25 protein-coding genes are annotated in these 14,156 nt (G+C 50.5%); all 25 read right to left on the reverse strand.

Annotated elements, in window-relative coordinates; all coding sequences use genetic code 11:
- Nucleotides 1–18 precede the first annotated feature (18 nt).
- Nucleotides 19–204: a 50S ribosomal protein L30 gene (gene rpmD / locus FTE24_RS01290; RefSeq protein ID WP_037291550.1), complete on the reverse strand. Its 186-nt coding sequence runs from the start codon at nucleotides 202–204 to the stop codon at nucleotides 19–21.
- A 13-nt stretch (nucleotides 205–217) separates the two neighbouring features.
- Nucleotides 218–718 (reverse strand): 30S ribosomal protein S5, encoded by a 501-nt coding sequence (gene rpsE, locus FTE24_RS01295; protein ID WP_037291553.1) that lies wholly within the window; start codon nucleotides 716–718, stop codon nucleotides 218–220.
- A gap of 23 nt (nucleotides 719–741) precedes the next feature.
- Complete coding sequence (rplR, locus tag FTE24_RS01300; RefSeq protein ID WP_141447278.1) at nucleotides 742–1,110, reverse strand: 50S ribosomal protein L18; 369 nt, start codon at nucleotides 1,108–1,110, stop codon at nucleotides 742–744.
- Nucleotides 1,111–1,195: 85 nt separating this feature from the next.
- A complete protein-coding gene (gene rplF / locus FTE24_RS01305; protein WP_141447279.1) occupies nucleotides 1,196–1,738 on the reverse strand; it encodes a 50S ribosomal protein L6 in 543 nt (180 codons plus the stop codon).
- A 31-nt stretch (nucleotides 1,739–1,769) separates the two neighbouring features.
- Nucleotides 1,770–2,168, reverse strand: a complete 399-nt coding sequence (gene rpsH / locus FTE24_RS01310; protein ID WP_141447280.1) for a 30S ribosomal protein S8 — start codon at nucleotides 2,166–2,168, stop codon at nucleotides 1,770–1,772.
- 33 nt (nucleotides 2,169–2,201) lie between these two features.
- Entirely contained in the window at nucleotides 2,202–2,387 is a 186-nt protein-coding gene (locus FTE24_RS01315) for a type Z 30S ribosomal protein S14 (protein WP_037291562.1), read from the reverse strand.
- A 72-nt stretch (nucleotides 2,388–2,459) separates the two neighbouring features.
- Nucleotides 2,460–3,002 carry a 50S ribosomal protein L5 gene (gene rplE / locus FTE24_RS01320; RefSeq protein ID WP_141447281.1) on the reverse strand — a complete coding sequence of 181 codons (543 nt, stop codon included), beginning with the start codon at nucleotides 3,000–3,002 and terminating at the stop codon, nucleotides 2,460–2,462.
- 32 nt (nucleotides 3,003–3,034) lie between these two features.
- On the reverse strand, nucleotides 3,035–3,391 hold the full coding sequence (rplX, locus tag FTE24_RS01325; protein ID WP_141447282.1) for a 50S ribosomal protein L24: 357 nt from the start codon (nucleotides 3,389–3,391) through the stop codon (nucleotides 3,035–3,037).
- Nucleotides 3,392–3,449: 58 nt separating this feature from the next.
- Nucleotides 3,450–3,818 carry a 50S ribosomal protein L14 gene (gene rplN / locus FTE24_RS01330; protein WP_018978358.1) on the reverse strand — a complete coding sequence of 123 codons (369 nt, stop codon included), beginning with the start codon at nucleotides 3,816–3,818 and terminating at the stop codon, nucleotides 3,450–3,452.
- Nucleotides 3,819–3,853: 35 nt separating this feature from the next.
- A complete protein-coding gene (rpsQ, locus tag FTE24_RS01335) occupies nucleotides 3,854–4,120 on the reverse strand; it encodes a 30S ribosomal protein S17 (protein ID WP_141447283.1) in 267 nt (88 codons plus the stop codon).
- Nucleotides 4,121–4,172: 52 nt separating this feature from the next.
- Nucleotides 4,173–4,373 (reverse strand): 50S ribosomal protein L29, encoded by a 201-nt coding sequence (gene rpmC / locus FTE24_RS01340; protein ID WP_018978360.1) that lies wholly within the window; start codon nucleotides 4,371–4,373, stop codon nucleotides 4,173–4,175.
- A complete protein-coding gene (gene rplP / locus FTE24_RS01345; protein WP_141447284.1) occupies nucleotides 4,363–4,797 on the reverse strand; it encodes a 50S ribosomal protein L16 in 435 nt (144 codons plus the stop codon). The genes rpmC and rplP overlap by 11 nt, the downstream gene beginning before the upstream one ends.
- A 2-nt stretch (nucleotides 4,798–4,799) precedes the next feature.
- The gene (rpsC, locus tag FTE24_RS01350) at nucleotides 4,800–5,465 is read right to left on the reverse strand and encodes a 30S ribosomal protein S3 (protein ID WP_141447285.1); all 666 of its coding nucleotides are present in this window, start codon (nucleotides 5,463–5,465) and stop codon (nucleotides 4,800–4,802) included.
- 12 nt (nucleotides 5,466–5,477) lie between these two features.
- Nucleotides 5,478–5,810, reverse strand: a complete 333-nt coding sequence (gene rplV, locus FTE24_RS01355) for a 50S ribosomal protein L22 (protein ID WP_141447286.1) — start codon at nucleotides 5,808–5,810, stop codon at nucleotides 5,478–5,480.
- A gap of 39 nt (nucleotides 5,811–5,849) precedes the next feature.
- A complete protein-coding gene (gene rpsS, locus FTE24_RS01360; protein ID WP_141447287.1) occupies nucleotides 5,850–6,128 on the reverse strand; it encodes a 30S ribosomal protein S19 in 279 nt (92 codons plus the stop codon).
- Nucleotides 6,129–6,198: 70 nt separating this feature from the next.
- A complete protein-coding gene (rplB, locus tag FTE24_RS01365) occupies nucleotides 6,199–7,029 on the reverse strand; it encodes a 50S ribosomal protein L2 (protein ID WP_141447288.1) in 831 nt (276 codons plus the stop codon).
- A 14-nt stretch (nucleotides 7,030–7,043) separates the two neighbouring features.
- Nucleotides 7,044–7,337, reverse strand: coding sequence for a 50S ribosomal protein L23 (rplW, locus tag FTE24_RS01370; protein WP_141450384.1), 294 nt, complete (start codon nucleotides 7,335–7,337; stop codon nucleotides 7,044–7,046).
- Entirely contained in the window at nucleotides 7,337–7,960 is a 624-nt protein-coding gene (gene rplD / locus FTE24_RS01375) for a 50S ribosomal protein L4 (RefSeq protein WP_141447289.1), read from the reverse strand. The genes rplW and rplD overlap by 1 nt, the downstream gene beginning before the upstream one ends.
- Before the next feature lie 30 nt (nucleotides 7,961–7,990).
- Complete coding sequence (rplC, locus tag FTE24_RS01380; RefSeq protein ID WP_141447290.1) at nucleotides 7,991–8,614, reverse strand: 50S ribosomal protein L3; 624 nt, start codon at nucleotides 8,612–8,614, stop codon at nucleotides 7,991–7,993.
- Nucleotides 8,615–8,653: 39 nt separating this feature from the next.
- Nucleotides 8,654–8,962 carry a 30S ribosomal protein S10 gene (rpsJ, locus tag FTE24_RS01385; protein WP_028609655.1) on the reverse strand — a complete coding sequence of 103 codons (309 nt, stop codon included), beginning with the start codon at nucleotides 8,960–8,962 and terminating at the stop codon, nucleotides 8,654–8,656.
- Between the two features lie 306 nt (nucleotides 8,963–9,268).
- Nucleotides 9,269–10,459 carry an elongation factor Tu gene (tuf, locus tag FTE24_RS01390; protein ID WP_141447291.1) on the reverse strand — a complete coding sequence of 397 codons (1,191 nt, stop codon included), beginning with the start codon at nucleotides 10,457–10,459 and terminating at the stop codon, nucleotides 9,269–9,271.
- A gap of 101 nt (nucleotides 10,460–10,560) precedes the next feature.
- Nucleotides 10,561–12,639: an elongation factor G gene (fusA, locus tag FTE24_RS01395; protein ID WP_150235478.1), complete on the reverse strand. Its 2,079-nt coding sequence runs from the start codon at nucleotides 12,637–12,639 to the stop codon at nucleotides 10,561–10,563.
- Nucleotides 12,640–12,688: 49 nt separating this feature from the next.
- A complete protein-coding gene (gene rpsG, locus FTE24_RS01400) occupies nucleotides 12,689–13,159 on the reverse strand; it encodes a 30S ribosomal protein S7 (RefSeq protein WP_141447293.1) in 471 nt (156 codons plus the stop codon).
- A 46-nt stretch (nucleotides 13,160–13,205) separates the two neighbouring features.
- Entirely contained in the window at nucleotides 13,206–13,628 is a 423-nt protein-coding gene (gene rpsL, locus FTE24_RS01405) for a 30S ribosomal protein S12 (protein ID WP_026293957.1), read from the reverse strand.
- Between the two features lie 160 nt (nucleotides 13,629–13,788).
- Entirely contained in the window at nucleotides 13,789–14,037 is a 249-nt protein-coding gene (locus FTE24_RS01410) for a ribosomal L7Ae/L30e/S12e/Gadd45 family protein (RefSeq protein ID WP_141447294.1), read from the reverse strand.
- Nucleotides 14,038–14,156: the final 119 nt, after the last annotated feature.

The raw sequence follows: 14,156 nt of genomic DNA on the forward strand, positions 1-14,156 counted from the left end.
CCTTGCGGAGCGATGGATTTAAGCTTCGATTTCTTTTACGGAAACCAAGTGCTTGACTTGGTTGACCATACCGCGAATCGCAGCGTTGTCGTTTTGAACGACGACTTGATTCGTTTTACGCAGTCCGAGCGTGTTGACGGTCGTGCGTTGGTTTTTCGGACGTCCGATCAGGCTGCGTACGAGGGTAATTTCCAATTTAGCCATTGTTGTTCCCTCCTTAGCCTCTCAGTTCTTCGACGGATTTGCCGCGAAGCTTTGCCACATCTTCGGCACGCTTCAAACGGGACAATCCTTCCAAAGTCGCGTTGACCATGTTCATGGAGTTCGAAGAACCCAGGGATTTTGTCAAGATGTCGCCTACGCCTGCCAGTTCCAGTACTGCACGTACAGGACCGCCGGCGATGACTCCGGTACCTTCGGATGCCGGTTTCAGCAGTACGCTGCCCGCTCCGAATTTACCCGTTACCAGGTGAGTGATTGTTGTTCCGACGAGAGGAACGTGGATCAGGTTTTTCTTGGCATCTTCGATACCTTTACGGATCGCATCCGGAACTTCTCCGGCTTTGCCGATTCCTGCTCCAACGTTGCCTTGGCCGTCGCCCACGACAACCAGTGCGCTAAAGCTAAAGCGGCGTCCGCCCTTTACAACTTTAGCTACGCGGTTGATGTGTACAACGCGCTCCGTCAGTTCTCCTACAGTGCTCATATCTACACGCAAGTCGTTAACCTCCTTTTTTCGTTTTAGAATTCCAGTCCGGCTTCGCGGGCTGCGTCGGCCAGTGCTTGAATCCGTCCATGGTAGAGGTATCCTCCGCGGTCGAAGACGACAACGGCATGACCTTTTTCCTTAGCGCGGTTTGCAACCAGTGTGCCAACTTTGGCAGCAGCTTCAACGTTGCCGCCGTTTGTGATTTCGCTTTTCAGCTCTTTGTCCATAGTCGATGCGGAAACGATGGTTACACCGTTTACGTCGTCGATCAGTTGGGCATAGATGTGCTTTTCCGAACGGTATACGTTCAGACGAGGGCGCTCAACCGTACCTTGAATTTTCTTGCGTACACGCAAGTGTCTTTTCAAGCGAGCTTTATTTTTATCACCTTTGGTAATCATGAGTACTTTCACTCCTTCCCAATCTGCCTATTAAGCAGCTTTACATGAGCAAGCTATGGTTGTGGATAAAGTTAAAGGCAGCGGTTTATTTCTTCTTACCGGCTTTACCTTCTTTACGGATGATGCGTTCGCCTTCGTACTTGATGCCTTTGCCTTTATACGGCTCAGGTTCGCGTACTTTACGGATTTGAGCAGCATAAGCGCCTACGCGCTCTTTGTCAATTCCGCGAACGATGATTTTCGTGTTCGAAGGAACTTCGAACTCGATTCCCGATTCCGGCGTGATTTCGACCGGGTGGGAGTAGCCTACGTTCAAGACGATTTTTTCTCCGGACTTGCTGGCACGGTATCCGACCCCGACCAGTTCAAGCGACTTGGAGAAACCTTCCGTTACACCACTTACCATGTTGCTGACAACGCTGCGGGTCGTTCCGTGAAGGGAACGATGCTCTTTGTTGTCGGAAGGACGTTCTACCGTAATTGTGTTAGCTTCCACCGTTACTTTCATATCTCTATGAAGTTCACGAGTGAGAGTACCTTTAGGGCCTTTGACCGTAATCGCCGTGTTATTCAGCGTTACTTCAACACCGCCCGGTACTTCGATTGGTTTGCGACCAATACGCGACATATTTGTTGCACCTCCTTGTGTTCTGACGTGATTACCAAACGTAGCAGATTACTTCGCCGCCAGCTTTCGCTTGACGAGCTTCTTTGTCGGTCATAACTCCCTTGGACGTGGAGATAATCGCGATACCCAGGCCGCCCAGTACGCGAGGAACTTCGTTGCTCTTCGTGTACACGCGCAGACCAGGCTTACTGATTCTTTTCAGACCAGTAATAACGCGTTCGTTGTTTTGACCGTATTTCAGGAAAATACGAATCATGCCTTGTTTGTTATCCTGTACGAATTCCGCGTCGCGGATAAAACCTTCGCGTTTCAGGATCTCGGCAATTTGCTTTTTCATCGCGGAAGCCGGCATTTCGACTTTCTCGTGACGCACCACGTTCGCGTTGCGAATGCGTGTAAGCATATCTGCAATCGGATCGGACATAGTCATAATGTGTGAACCTCCTTCCTTGTTATGCGGTAATTACCAGCTTGCTTTTTTAACGCCAGGGATCTGGCCTTTATGAGCCAATTCGCGGAAGCAAATACGGCAGATCTTGAACTTTTGTAACACCGAGTGTGGACGACCGCAACGTTCGCAGCGCGTGTAAGCACGCACTTTGAATTTTGGTGTACGTTGCTGTTTAACTTTCATCGAAGTTTTTGCCACTTTAGCCTGACACCTCCTGGATAGTTTCGGAAGAACAGGGTCATGGATCATGGCCCTAGATACTGGCCGATATTATTTTGCGAAAGGCATTCCGAGACCTGCGAGCAGCTCGCGGCCTTCTTCGTCCGTTTTCGCCGTAGTTACGATGACGATATCCATACCGCGGACTTTGTCCACTTGATCGTATTGGATTTCTGGGAAGATAAGCTGTTCTTTCAGACCCAGTGTGTAGTTGCCGCGGCCGTCGAAGGCTTTGTTGGATACACCCTGGAAGTCACGTACGCGCGGAAGCGCAACGTTGAACAGTTTGTCGAGGAACTGGTACATACGCTCGCCGCGCAGTGTAACCTTCGTTCCGATCGGCATGTCTTCACGCAGTTTGAAACCTGCGATCGACTTTTTAGCACGAGTGATAACAGGTTTTTGACCTGCGATCTGCTCAAGTTCGGCTACGGCAGTGTCCAGAACCTTGGAGTTGGATACGGCTTCGCCGACACCCATGTTGATGACAACTTTCTCCAGCTTAGGAACTTGCATTACCGATGTATAGTTGAACTTCTGCATCAAAGCAGGAGTGCTTTCGTTCAAATAACGTTCTTTCAGTCTTGTTACCATGAAAGATGAACCTCCTTTCCAAAAAAATGATATTATTCGATAACTTCTCCGGACCGTTTCGCAACGCGCACTTTTTTGCCGTTATCCAACGTCTTGTAACCTACGCGGGTTACTTTGCCGCCGTCTTTCGGGTCAACGTGCATCACGTTCGACACGTGGATCGAAGCTTCTTGCTCCACGATTCCGCCTTGCGGGTTGTTTTGGCTTGGCTTCTGGTGTTTTTTCACCATGTTCACGCCTTCGACCAGCACGCGGTTTTCACGAGGGTAAGCGGCGATAACGCGCGCTTTTTTGCCTTTGTCTTTACCGCTGATCACGATAACGACATCGTCTTTTTTCACGTGAAGTTTGTTGTTGTGGGATTCCAGAACTTTTTTCACTCTTGCCATCAGGTACACCTCCTATGACTCACCGGCCGGCAGGCCGCTAAGAAAATCGTGCATTATATTAGATAACTTCCGGGGCCAAGGAAACGATTTTCATGAAGTCCTTGTCGCGAAGTTCACGGGCTACTGGTCCGAAGATACGCGTGCCGCGCGGGCCGCGATCGTCTTTTACCACAACTGCCGCATTCTCGTCGAATGCGATATACGATCCGTCTTTACGACGTACCGAACGCTTCGTGCGAACGACTACCGCTTTAACTACGTCGCCTTTTTTGACAACGCCTCCTGGTGTTGCTTGTTTTACCGAGCAAACGATCAGGTCTCCAATGTTAGCCGTACGACGTCCCGTACCGCCGAGGACGCGGATACACATCAGTTCCTTCGCACCGGAGTTATCGGCTACAGCCAAACGTGTAAATGGTTGAATCATTTATATTTCCTCCTTTCGGACGAGCTTATCGTTCATTAGATGATGATTGCTTTTTCAGTGACTGCAGCCAGTCTCCAGCGCTTGTCTTTCGACAACGGGCGTGTCTCAACGATTCTTACTGTATCGCCGATTTTCGCTTCATTGTTCTCATCATGCGCTTTGAACTTCTTAGTCGATTTGATGCGTTTATGATAGAGTTCGTGTTTTTTGTAAGTTTCTACAACAACAACGATCGTCTTGTCCATTTTGTCGCTTACGACTTTACCCACCAACACTTTACGCGAGTTGCGTTGTTCGGTCATGGTTAGCCTCCTTCCTGAATAACGGGCCTGATACCCGGAGGGTTAAAATGAATTACGAAGTGATCCCGAGTTCTCTTTGACGCAGAACCGTTTTGGCACGAGCGATTTCCTTGCGGACAACGCTGATGCGAGTCGGGTTATCGAGCTGACCGGTAGCGAGCTGAAAGCGCAGATTAAAGAGTTCCTCTTTGAATCCGGAGACCTTCTGTTCGATTTCGGCAGTAGTCAGGTCACGCAGTTCCTTAGCCTTCATTTGCTTCACCACCCACTTCTTCACGTTTCACAAACTTGGTTTTGACAGGCAGTTTGTGAGAAGCAAGACGCATCGCTTCACGAGCGATTTCTTCGGATACGCCAGCAAGTTCGAACATGATCTTGCCCGGTTTTACAACCGCTACCCATTTCTCAACGTTACCTTTACCGCTACCCATCCGAACCTCGAGAGGCTTTTGAGTAATCGGCTTGTCAGGGAAAATCTTGATCCAGACTTTACCGCCCCGTTTGATGTAACGGGTCATGGCGATACGAGCAGCTTCGATCTGACGGTTCGTGATCCAAGAAGGTTCAGTCGCCTGCAGGCCGAATTCGCCGAAGTTCAATTCAGTACCGCCTTTAGCACGACCGGCCAGACTGCCGCGTTGCTGTTTACGGTGTTTTACACGTTTAGGTACCAACATGATTAGTTGCCTCCTTCCTGAGCAGCTTGTTTCTTAGCTGGCGGAAGAATCTCTCCACGATAGATCCATACTTTAACGCCGATACGACCATAAGTCGTGTGCGCTTCAGCTGTACCGTAATCGATGTCGGCACGCAGGGTATGAAGTGGAACAGTTCCTTCGCTGTAGCCTTCCGAACGAGCGATTTCAGCGCCGCCGAGACGTCCGCTAACCGCAGTTTTGATTCCTTTTGCGCCCGAACGCATAGTGCGCTGCATCGACTGTTTCAAAGCACGACGGAACGATACGCGACGCTCCAGTTGTTGTGCAATGCTTTCAGCGACCAGAATAGCGTCGAGTTCTTGGTTTTTGATTTCAGCGATGTTGATGTGTACTTTTTTGCCGTTCGAAATCTTGGTGATTTCGCCACGCAGTACTTCAACTTCTGCGCCGCCACGTCCGATGACCATACCCGGTTTAGCAGTGTGGATCGTCACGTTTACGCGGTTAGCCGCTCTTTCGATCTCGATCTTGGAGACAGCGGATTCTTTAAGTTTAGCTTTCAGGTATTCGCGAATTCTCACGTCTTCCATCAGCAGTGTGCCGAAGTCTTTACCTGCGTACCATTTGGATTCCCAGTCACGGATGATCCCTACGCGGAGTCCGACCGGATTTACTTTTTGTCCCACAGTTGTCCCTCCTTACTTTTCGGATACAGCCAAAGTGATATGGCTGGTGCGTTTATTGATCCGGCTTGCGCGTCCCATTGCCCGAGGGCGGAAACGTTTCAGAGTCGGTCCTTGGTTGACGTAAACTTGCGAGATAACCAGTTTGCTGACGTCCAGCGAATGATTATGTTCTGCGTTTGCGATCGCCGAGTTCAGCAGCTTCTCCATGAGCGGGGATGCCGCTTTCGGAGTGTGGCGCAGAATCGCGATAGCTTCACCCACGTGTTTGCCGCGAATCAGGTCAGCGACCAGTTGCGCTTTACGTGGAGAAATGCGGGAATATTTCAAGTGCGCTTGTGCTTCCATGCTATCATAACCTCCCTTCGGACTTTAATGATGTCCGTTTTAGCGTCTTGTTTTCTTGTCGTCGTCGGTGTGGCCTTTGTAAGTACGCGTCGGCGCGAACTCACCAAGTTTGTGTCCGACCATGTCTTCCGTCACGTATACCGGCACGTGCTTGCGACCGTCATAAACGGCGAAAGTGTGTCCGATGAATTGTGGGAAGATCGTGGAGCGTCGGGACCAAGTTTTGATAACGGCCTTTTTGCTGGCTTCGTTCAGTACTTCTACCTTTTTGAGCAGGTATCCGTCAATGAAAGGGCCTTTTTTGAGACTGCGTGTCATCGATTGTAGTCCTCCCTTCAGCTGGCTTGTTCCATAATCCTAGCCGGCGAAGCAATGCGGGATAAGCGCATTACTTCGTGCGGCGACGGATGATGTATTGATCCGAAGATTTGTTTTTCTTGCGTGTTTTGTAACCAAGAGTCGGCTTGCCCCAAGGCGAGAGCGGGGACTTACGTCCGATTGGAGCGCGACCTTCACCACCACCGTGTGGGTGATCGTTCGGGTTCATGACTACGCCGCGGACTTGAGGGCGGTTGCCCAACCAACGGTTACGTCCTGCTTTACCGATCTTCACGAGCTCGTGATCCTGGTTGCCTACCGAACCGATTGTAGCGCGGCAAACTTTGAGGACGCGGCGAACTTCGCCCGAAGACAGGCGGATCGATACGTAACGCTCTTCTTTACCCAGCAGCTGAGCTTCTGTGCCGGCTGCGCGGACCATTTGGCCGCCTTTACCCGGTTTCAACTCGATGTTGTGGATAACCGTACCTACCGGAATGTTTTCCAGTGGCAGCGCGTTACCGATCTTGATGTCCGATTCAGGACCGGAGTAGATCGTATCTCCGACTTTCAGACCCTTAGGCGCGATGATGTAGCGCTTTTCGCCGTCTGCATAGTGGATCAATGCGATGTTGGAAGTCCGGTTCGGATCGTATTCGATCGTGGCAACGTGGCCTGGAATTCCGTCTTTGGTACGTTTGAAGTCGATGATACGGTATTTACGTTTGTGTCCGCCGCCATGGTGACGAACCGTAATTTTACCCTGGTTATTGCGGCCCGCTTTTTTGAAGAGCGGCGACAACAACGATTTCTCCGGCTGATTCGTGGTGATTTCTTCGAAAGTCGATACGCTCATCGCGCGTCGGGCCGGGGATGTTGGTTTGTACTTTTTGATTGGCACGTTAGTTTCCCTCCTTACTCTGCAGATTCAAAGAATTCGAGCGATTTGCTATCTGGAGTCAGCGTCACGATCGCTTTTTTCCATTCGCTCGTATAACCGGAATGACGGCCGTAGCGTTTCGGCTTAGCCGGCACGCGCAGAACATTGACTTTAGCCACTTTCACGCCGAAGATCGATTCTACTGCCTTTTTAACTTCCGTTTTGTTGGCGCTCATTTGTACTTCGAAGACGTACTTGGACTGACTCATCGCTTCGGCAGTACGTTCCGTAATGATCGGACGTTTGATAAGGTCACGAGGATCTTTCATCATGCGAATACCTCCTCTACCTTATGAACTGCGTCCTTCGTGATGATAAGCTTATCATACACGAGCACGTCGAGAACATTGATGCCATCAGCCTGGACGAATTTGACGCCCGGGATGTTACGAGCGGAAAGAGCTACGTTGTTGTCGTATTCCGGAGCCACTACGAGGGCTTTACGGTCTACGTTCAATTTGCTCAGGATTCCCGCGAATTCTTTTGTCTTCGGCGAGCTCAGGTTCAGTGTATCCAGAACGATGATCTCGTTTGCGATAACTTTCGAAGACAGTGCCGATTTGATCGCCAGACGACGAACTTTTTTAGGCAGTTTGAAGGAATAGCTGCGCGGAGTTGGTCCGAAGACGATACCGCCGCCTCTCCATTGTGGCGAACGAATGGAGCCTTGACGAGCGCGTCCCGTACCTTTTTGTTTCCAAGGTTTACGACCGCCGCCACGAACTTCCGAGCGTCCTTTTACTTTGTGCGTACCCGAGCGAAGCGATGCTTGTTGCATCACGACTGCCTGGTGAAGCACGTGTCCGTTAGGATTGATACCGAATACCGAGTCGCTCAGTTCGATTTCTCCAACCTGGCTGCCTTCGATATTGAAAACTGCTACTTTAGGCATTTCATGTTCCTCCTTTCTTCTAAAGGTTTATTATTTCTTGATCGATCCGCGAACCCGTACGAAGCCGTTTTTAGGACCCGGAATGGAGCCTTTAACCAGCAGTACATTGCGTTCCGTATCGACTCTTACGATTTCGAGGTTTTGAACAGTGATCGAGTCGTGGCCCATGTGTCCTGGCAGGCGTTTACCTTTCGGTACACGGTTAGCCTGGATGGAACCCATCGAACCCGGTCTGCGGTGGTAACGCGAGCCGTGCGCCATTGGTCCGCGGCTTTGTCCCCAACGTTTGATAACGCCGGCAAAACCTTTACCTTTGGATACGCCGCTTACGTCAACGAATTCGCCTTCTGCGAATACGTCCGCTTTAAGCACTTGTCCAACCTCGTAAGTTCCGAGGTCAACACCGCGAAGTTCGCGAATGTAGCGCTTAGGTGCAGTGTCAGCCTTTTTGGCGTGACCTGCCTCGGGTTTATTGGAACGGCTAGACTTTTTGTCCATAAAACCGATTTGTACCGCTTCGTAACCGTCATTTTCCAGGTCTTTCTTCTGCAGAACCACGCAAGGGCCTGCTTCGATAACCGTTACCGGAACGACGTTACCTTCAGCGGTGAACACTTGGGTCATGCCCAGTTTTTTCCCTAAGATACCTTTCATGTTGACACCTCTTTTCATTTATGTCCTTATTCAGGAGTCTTACAGTTTGATTTCGATATCTACACCGGACGGCAAGTCCAGGCGCATCAGCGCGTCCACGGTCTGTGGAGTTGGGTTCACAATATCGATCAAGCGTTTGTGTGTACGCTGCTCGAATTGCTCGCGCGAGTCCTTGTACTTGTGTACCGCACGGAGAACGGTGATGATTTGTTTTTCAGTTGGCAGTGGAATCGGCCCGGAAACACCTGCACCGGAACGTTTTGCCGTTTCAACGATCTTCTCAGCGGATTGATCAAGAATCCGATGGTCGTATGCTTTCAAGCGAATACGAATTTTTTGCTTAGCCATTAATAGTCCCTCCTTCTATCGCCCAATTTGGTATCGGACATACTCCGCGAAAATTTTCCGCTCACATCACTATGGCAAAGGAGCCGGGTGTGTCGGTAACCTCTCGCATCATCGCAACGTCGCAGAACAACATTCATTATTATATAGAATAAGTCGCAACAATGCAATACTTTTTCGAAATTACACAAAAAGAAAGCGAGGCCCCATCCCGACACCGGGATAATGGCCCCGCCTTCGCGCTTTCCTTTACAATACATCGTTACTCGTTCCAGTACACTGTTGCTCTATAAACGGTTAAGAACCGTCTTATTTTTGGATCGATGCTACGGCACCGGCGCCCACTGTACGTCCGCCTTCACGAATGGAGAACTTAGTTCCTTCTTCGATAGCGATTGGAGCGATCAGCGAAACGGTAACCGTGATGTTGTCGCCCGGCATTACCATTTCCGTGCCTTCTGGCAGGTTGATGATGCCCGTTACGTCAGTTGTACGGAAGTAGAACTGAGGACGGTATCCAGTGAAGAAAGGCTTGTGACGGCCACCTTCTTCTTTGGTCAGAACGTAGATTTGAGCTGTGAATTCCGTGTGCGGCTTAACCGAACCCGGCTTCGACAGTACTTGTCCACGCTCGATTTGCTGACGGTCAACACCGCGCAGCAGGGCGCCGATGTTGTCGCCGGCTTGAGCGGAATCCATCAGTTTACGGAACATTTCTACGCCCGTAACAACCGATTTTTTGGATTCTTCAGCAATACCAACGATTTCGATTTCGTCGCCGATCTTAACTGTACCGCGTTCGATACGGCCTGTTGCTACCGTACCACGGCCAGTGATCGAGAACACGTCCTCGACTGGCATCAGGAAAGGCTTCTCAGTGTCGCGCTCTGGAGTCGGGATGTACTCGTCGATGATGTTGAACATTTCAACGATCTTCTGAGCCCATTCGCCATCAGGGTTTTGCAGCGCTTCACGAGCGGAACCTTGGATGATTGGAGTGTCGTCGCCTGGGAAGTCATATTCGCTCAGCAGGTCACGTACTTCCATTTCAACCAGTTCCAACAGCTCTTCGTCTTCAACCATGTCGCATTTGTTGAGGAATACGACGATGTAAGGAACGCCTACTTGACGGGAGAGAAGGATGTGTTCGCGAGTTTGCGGCATAGGGCCGTCAGCTGCGGATACAACCAGGATCGCTCCGTCCATTTGGGCAGCGCCGGTGATCATGTTTTTAACATAGTCGGCGTGTCCTGGGCAGTCTACGTGTGCGTAGTGACGAGCAGGAGTCTCATATTCTACGTGAGCTGTCGAGATCGTGATACCACGTTCTCTTTCTTCCGGAGCCTTGTCGATTTGGTCGAAGGCTACAGCGGCACCACCATAGGTTTTGGAGAGTACAGTCGTGATTGCGGCAGTCAGAGTCGTTTTACCATGGTCGACGTGACCAATAGTACCGATATTGACGTGCGGCTTGTTACGTTCAAATTTAGCTTTTGCCATTTGAAACAGTTCCTCCTTAATGTAGAAAGATTATTTGGGTTAAGCTCAATCCGGAAAACGGAAGCCCGAAAGCATCCGTCGACCGGCGGTGAAAACGAGGATTACTCCCCTGCTTTGTTCTTAGATACGATTTCTTCGGCGATTGTCTTAGGCACTTCTTCATAGTGAGAAAGTTCCATCGAGAATACACCGCGTCCTTGCGTACCGGAGCGCAGAGTCGTCGAGTAACCGAACATTTCGGAGAGAGGTACCTTCGCACGGATGATTTGAGCGCCACTGCGGGAATCCATACCTTCGATACGGCCGCGGCGGGAACTCAGCATACCCATAACGTCGCCCATATACTCCTCGGGAACCGTTACTTCGACTTTCATGATTGGCTCAAGCAGGACAGGCTTACACTTTTCCTTCGCTGCTTTGAGTGCCATCGAACCGGCGATTTTGAACGCCATTTCGTTGGAATCGACATCGTGATAAGAGCCGTCGACGATTGTCGCTTTAACGTCTACCAGCGGGAAGCCCGCGATAACGCCGCTCTTCATCTGTTCTTCGATACCCGCAAGTGCAGGCTGTACGTATTCGCGAGGAACCGAACCGCCGACTACTTTGCTTTCGAATTGGCTGCCTGTACCCGGCTCCAGCGGTTCGAATTCAACCCATACGTGACCGTATTGACCACGGCCGCCGGATTGACGAACGAACTTGCCTTCTACGCGGGCTGCTTCACGGAAAGTTTCACGGTAAGCAACCTGTGGTTTACCCACGTTGGTCTCTACCTTAAACTCCCGACGCATCCGGTCGATGATGATATCCAGGTGGAGTTCGCCCATACCTGCCAGAATCGTCTGGCCGGTTTCTTCGTCCGTGTGGGCACGAAGGGTCGGATCTTCTTCTGTCAATTTACCAAGAGCGACGCCCAATTTATCTTGGTCGGCTTTGGTTTTCGGTTCCACGGCGATCTCGATAACGGGATCCGGGAAGTTCATCGACTCGAGAATGACCGGGTTCTTCTCATCACACAGTGTATCACCTGTACCCGTATCTTTCAAACCAACGGCTGCCGCGATATCACCGGAGAATACTACGCTGATTTCTTGACGGCTGTTGGCGTGCATTTGCAGGATACGACCGATCCGCTCACGTTTGCCTTTCGATGCATTCAGTACATACGAACCGGATTGAAGCGTACCGGAGTATACACGGAAGAACGTAAGTTTACCCACGTAAGGGTCCGTCATGATCTTGAAAGCGAGTGCGGAGAACGGCTCTTCATCCGAAGAATGACGAATCGCTTCTGTACCGTCTTCAAGCGTACCTTGGATCGCAGGTACATCGATTGGAGCTGGAAGATAATCGACAACAGCGTCCAGCATAAGCTGAATGCCTTTGTTTTTGTAAGAAGATCCGCAGATAACCGGGAAAATCTTAACATCGACAACGCCTTTACGCAGAGCGGCTTTGATCTCGTCAACCGAGATTTCTTCGCCTTCCAGGTATTTCATTGTCAAATCTTCGTCCAGTTCCGAGACTTTCTCGATCAGGAGAGCACGAAGTTCTTCGACTTGGCCCAGATATTCTTCCGGGATGTCGACAACTTCGATGTTCTGACCGAGATCGTCTTTATACATGTGAGCTTTTTGCTCAACGAGGTCAATGATGCCGGTGAAGTCGTTTTCCGCGCCGATTGGCAGCTGGATCGCTACCGCATTGGCTTGGAGACGCTCGCCCATATCTTTGACAACGTTCAGGAAGTCAGCGCCGATAATGTCCATCTTGTTGACATAAGCGATCCGAGGAACGCCATACCGGTCAGCTTGTCTCCATACGGTTTCCGACTGAGGCTCGACACCTTCTTTGGCGCTGAATACGCCTACTGCCCCGTCCAATACACGAAGGGAACGTTCAACTTCAACCGTGAAGTCAACGTGTCCCGGGGTATCAATGATATTGACGCGGTAACCGTGCCATTGAGCGGTCGTAGCGGCGGAAGTAATCGTGATTCCGCGCTCCTGCTCCTGCTCCATCCAGTCCATCGTCGCGGCGCCATCGTGTACTTCACCGATTTTGTGCGTGATGCCCGTGTAGAACAGAATCCGTTCCGTAGTCGTCGTTTTACCGGCGTCAATATGCGCCATGATCCCGATATTACGTGTATTTTTCAAGGAGAACTCTCTTGCCATGAATGGGATTCTCCCTTCAAAATTCTGTTTTGGGTGCTAAGCCGAAATCCTACCAGCGGTAGTGAGCAAACGCTTTGTTCGCTTCAGCCATTTTGTGCGTGTCTTCGCGTTTCTTCACGGATGCGCCTGTGTTGTTCGATGCATCGATGATTTCAGCCGCCAAACGCTCTTCCATCGTCTTCTCGCCGCGGTTGCGGGAGTAGTTGACGAGCCAACGGAGACCGAGAGCCGTCCGTCTTTCTGGCTTGACTTCGATCGGCACTTGGTAGTTTGCACCGCCTACACGGCGTGCTTTAACTTCGAGAACAGGCATGATGTTCTTGATTGCAGCTTCAAAGACTTCCATCGGGTCGTTGCCCGTACGTTCTTGAATCAATTTGAACGAGTTATAAAGGATGTTTTGAGCTACACCGCGTTTACCGTCGACCATAATGCGGTTGATCAGACGAGTAACCAGTTTGCTGCTGTACAGCGGATCCGGCAGTACGTCTCTTTTTGTAACGGGACCTTTGCGTGGCATGGATATCCCCCTTTCTCCGATAGTTGAACGCCCTTAGGCGCTCAAATTAGTTTTTCTTTTCTTTTGGACGCTTAGCGCCGTATTTCGAACGGGCTTGCATACGTCCGTTTACGCCTGCAGTATCAAGAGCACCGCGAACGATATGGTAACGCACACCCGCCAAGTCTTTTACGCGACCTCCGCGAACCAGCACGACGCTGTGTTCTTGCAGGTTGTGTCCAATACCCGGAATGTAAGCAGTCACCTCGATACGGTTCGTCAGACGAACACGGGCATACTTACGAAGCGCGGAGTTTGGTTTACGTGGAGTCATTGTACCTACACGAGTGCAGACACCGCGTTTTTGCGGGGCGCTCAGGTTCGTTTCTTCACGTTTGAGTGCGTTGAAACCCTTTTGCAGAGCTGGGGATTTCGACTTCACGACTTTCGCTTGACGTCCTTTACGGACGAGTTGGTTAATTGTTGGCATTTTCATTGCCACCCCCTTCCCATATTGGTAAACATCCTTGTTATGAACCGTCCCCTCAAGTCCACAGACCCAGGTGGTTCATAAAAGAACAAATGAAAGTTTTTGTCTCAGACGCTTGACGCTTCTGAAACAAAAACATCCTCACACAGTTATAACGTTCTCACTTCAGAATCGCAACCATCGCCGCTCCGACTTCGATTCCGCAGGCTTTTCCGAGCTCTCGCATCGTCTCCACCTCGGTGATCTTCACATCGGACTTGCCGCACAGCGATGTGATCTTCGCGATCATCCGCTGGTCTGCGTCCATGGCTACATAAACTTCGGAAGCTTGCCCAAGTTCGACTGCTCGCACAGTCTGCTTGGTACCGATTTTGACATGAGCATCCTGAAGTCCTTTATCATTAGACATTCGGCATATCCTCCAAAAGACAGGATGAGTAGTACCTGCTCACGCACCTTTGCTATATTAGCACCTGGGAGCGCGTTGTGTCAAGCAAAGAATACGGAGTTTCAGGAAAAATTGCTCTT

Origin of the sequence: Saccharibacillus sp. WB 17 (assembly GCF_008634075.2) — a bacterium.
GTDB classification, from domain to species: Bacteria; Bacillota; Bacilli; order Paenibacillales; family Paenibacillaceae; genus Saccharibacillus; species Saccharibacillus brassicae.

Coding starts and splice junctions, on each gene's coding strand:
- rplP (WP_141447284.1), bottom strand. CDS start 4,797: ATGTTGGTACCTAAACGTGTAAAACACCGTAAACAGCAACGCGGCAGT.
- rpsH (WP_141447280.1), bottom strand. CDS start 2,168: ATGACTATGTCCGATCCGATTGCAGATATGCTTACACGCATTCGCAAC.
- rplR (WP_141447278.1), bottom strand. CDS start 1,110: ATGATTACCAAAGGTGATAAAAATAAAGCTCGCTTGAAAAGACACTTG.
- rplE (WP_141447281.1), bottom strand. CDS start 3,002: ATGGTAACAAGACTGAAAGAACGTTATTTGAACGAAAGCACTCCTGCT.
- rpsL (WP_026293957.1), bottom strand. CDS start 13,628: ATGCCAACAATTAACCAACTCGTCCGTAAAGGACGTCAAGCGAAAGTC.
- rplN (WP_018978358.1), bottom strand. CDS start 3,818: ATGATTCAACCATTTACACGTTTGGCTGTAGCCGATAACTCCGGTGCG.
- rplC (WP_141447290.1), bottom strand. CDS start 8,614: ATGAAAGGTATCTTAGGGAAAAAACTGGGCATGACCCAAGTGTTCACC.
- rplX (WP_141447282.1), bottom strand. CDS start 3,391: ATGGCAAGAGTGAAAAAAGTTCTGGAATCCCACAACAACAAACTTCAC.
- rpmD (WP_037291550.1), bottom strand. CDS start 204: ATGGCTAAATTGGAAATTACCCTCGTACGCAGCCTGATCGGACGTCCG.
- rplD (WP_141447289.1), bottom strand. CDS start 7,960: ATGCCTAAAGTAGCAGTTTTCAATATCGAAGGCAGCCAGGTTGGAGAA.
- fusA (WP_150235478.1), bottom strand. CDS start 12,639: ATGGCAAGAGAGTTCTCCTTGAAAAATACACGTAATATCGGGATCATG.
- FTE24_RS01410 (WP_141447294.1), bottom strand. CDS start 14,037: ATGTCTAATGATAAAGGACTTCAGGATGCTCATGTCAAAATCGGTACC.
- rplW (WP_141450384.1), bottom strand. CDS start 7,337: ATGAAAGATCCTCGTGACCTTATCAAACGTCCGATCATTACGGAACGT.
- rpmC (WP_018978360.1), bottom strand. CDS start 4,373: ATGAAGGCTAAGGAACTGCGTGACCTGACTACTGCCGAAATCGAACAG.
- rplV (WP_141447286.1), bottom strand. CDS start 5,810: ATGGAAGCACAAGCGCACTTGAAATATTCCCGCATTTCTCCACGTAAA.
- rpsJ (WP_028609655.1), bottom strand. CDS start 8,962: ATGGCTAAGCAAAAAATTCGTATTCGCTTGAAAGCATACGACCATCGG.
- rpsS (WP_141447287.1), bottom strand. CDS start 6,128: ATGACACGCAGTCTCAAAAAAGGCCCTTTCATTGACGGATACCTGCTC.
- rpsQ (WP_141447283.1), bottom strand. CDS start 4,120: ATGACCGAACAACGCAACTCGCGTAAAGTGTTGGTGGGTAAAGTCGTA.
- tuf (WP_141447291.1), bottom strand. CDS start 10,459: ATGGCAAAAGCTAAATTTGAACGTAACAAGCCGCACGTCAATATCGGT.
- rpsG (WP_141447293.1), bottom strand. CDS start 13,159: ATGCCACGCAAAGGTCCCGTTACAAAAAGAGACGTACTGCCGGATCCG.
- rplF (WP_141447279.1), bottom strand. CDS start 1,738: ATGTCGCGTATTGGTCGCAAACCAATCGAAGTACCGGGCGGTGTTGAA.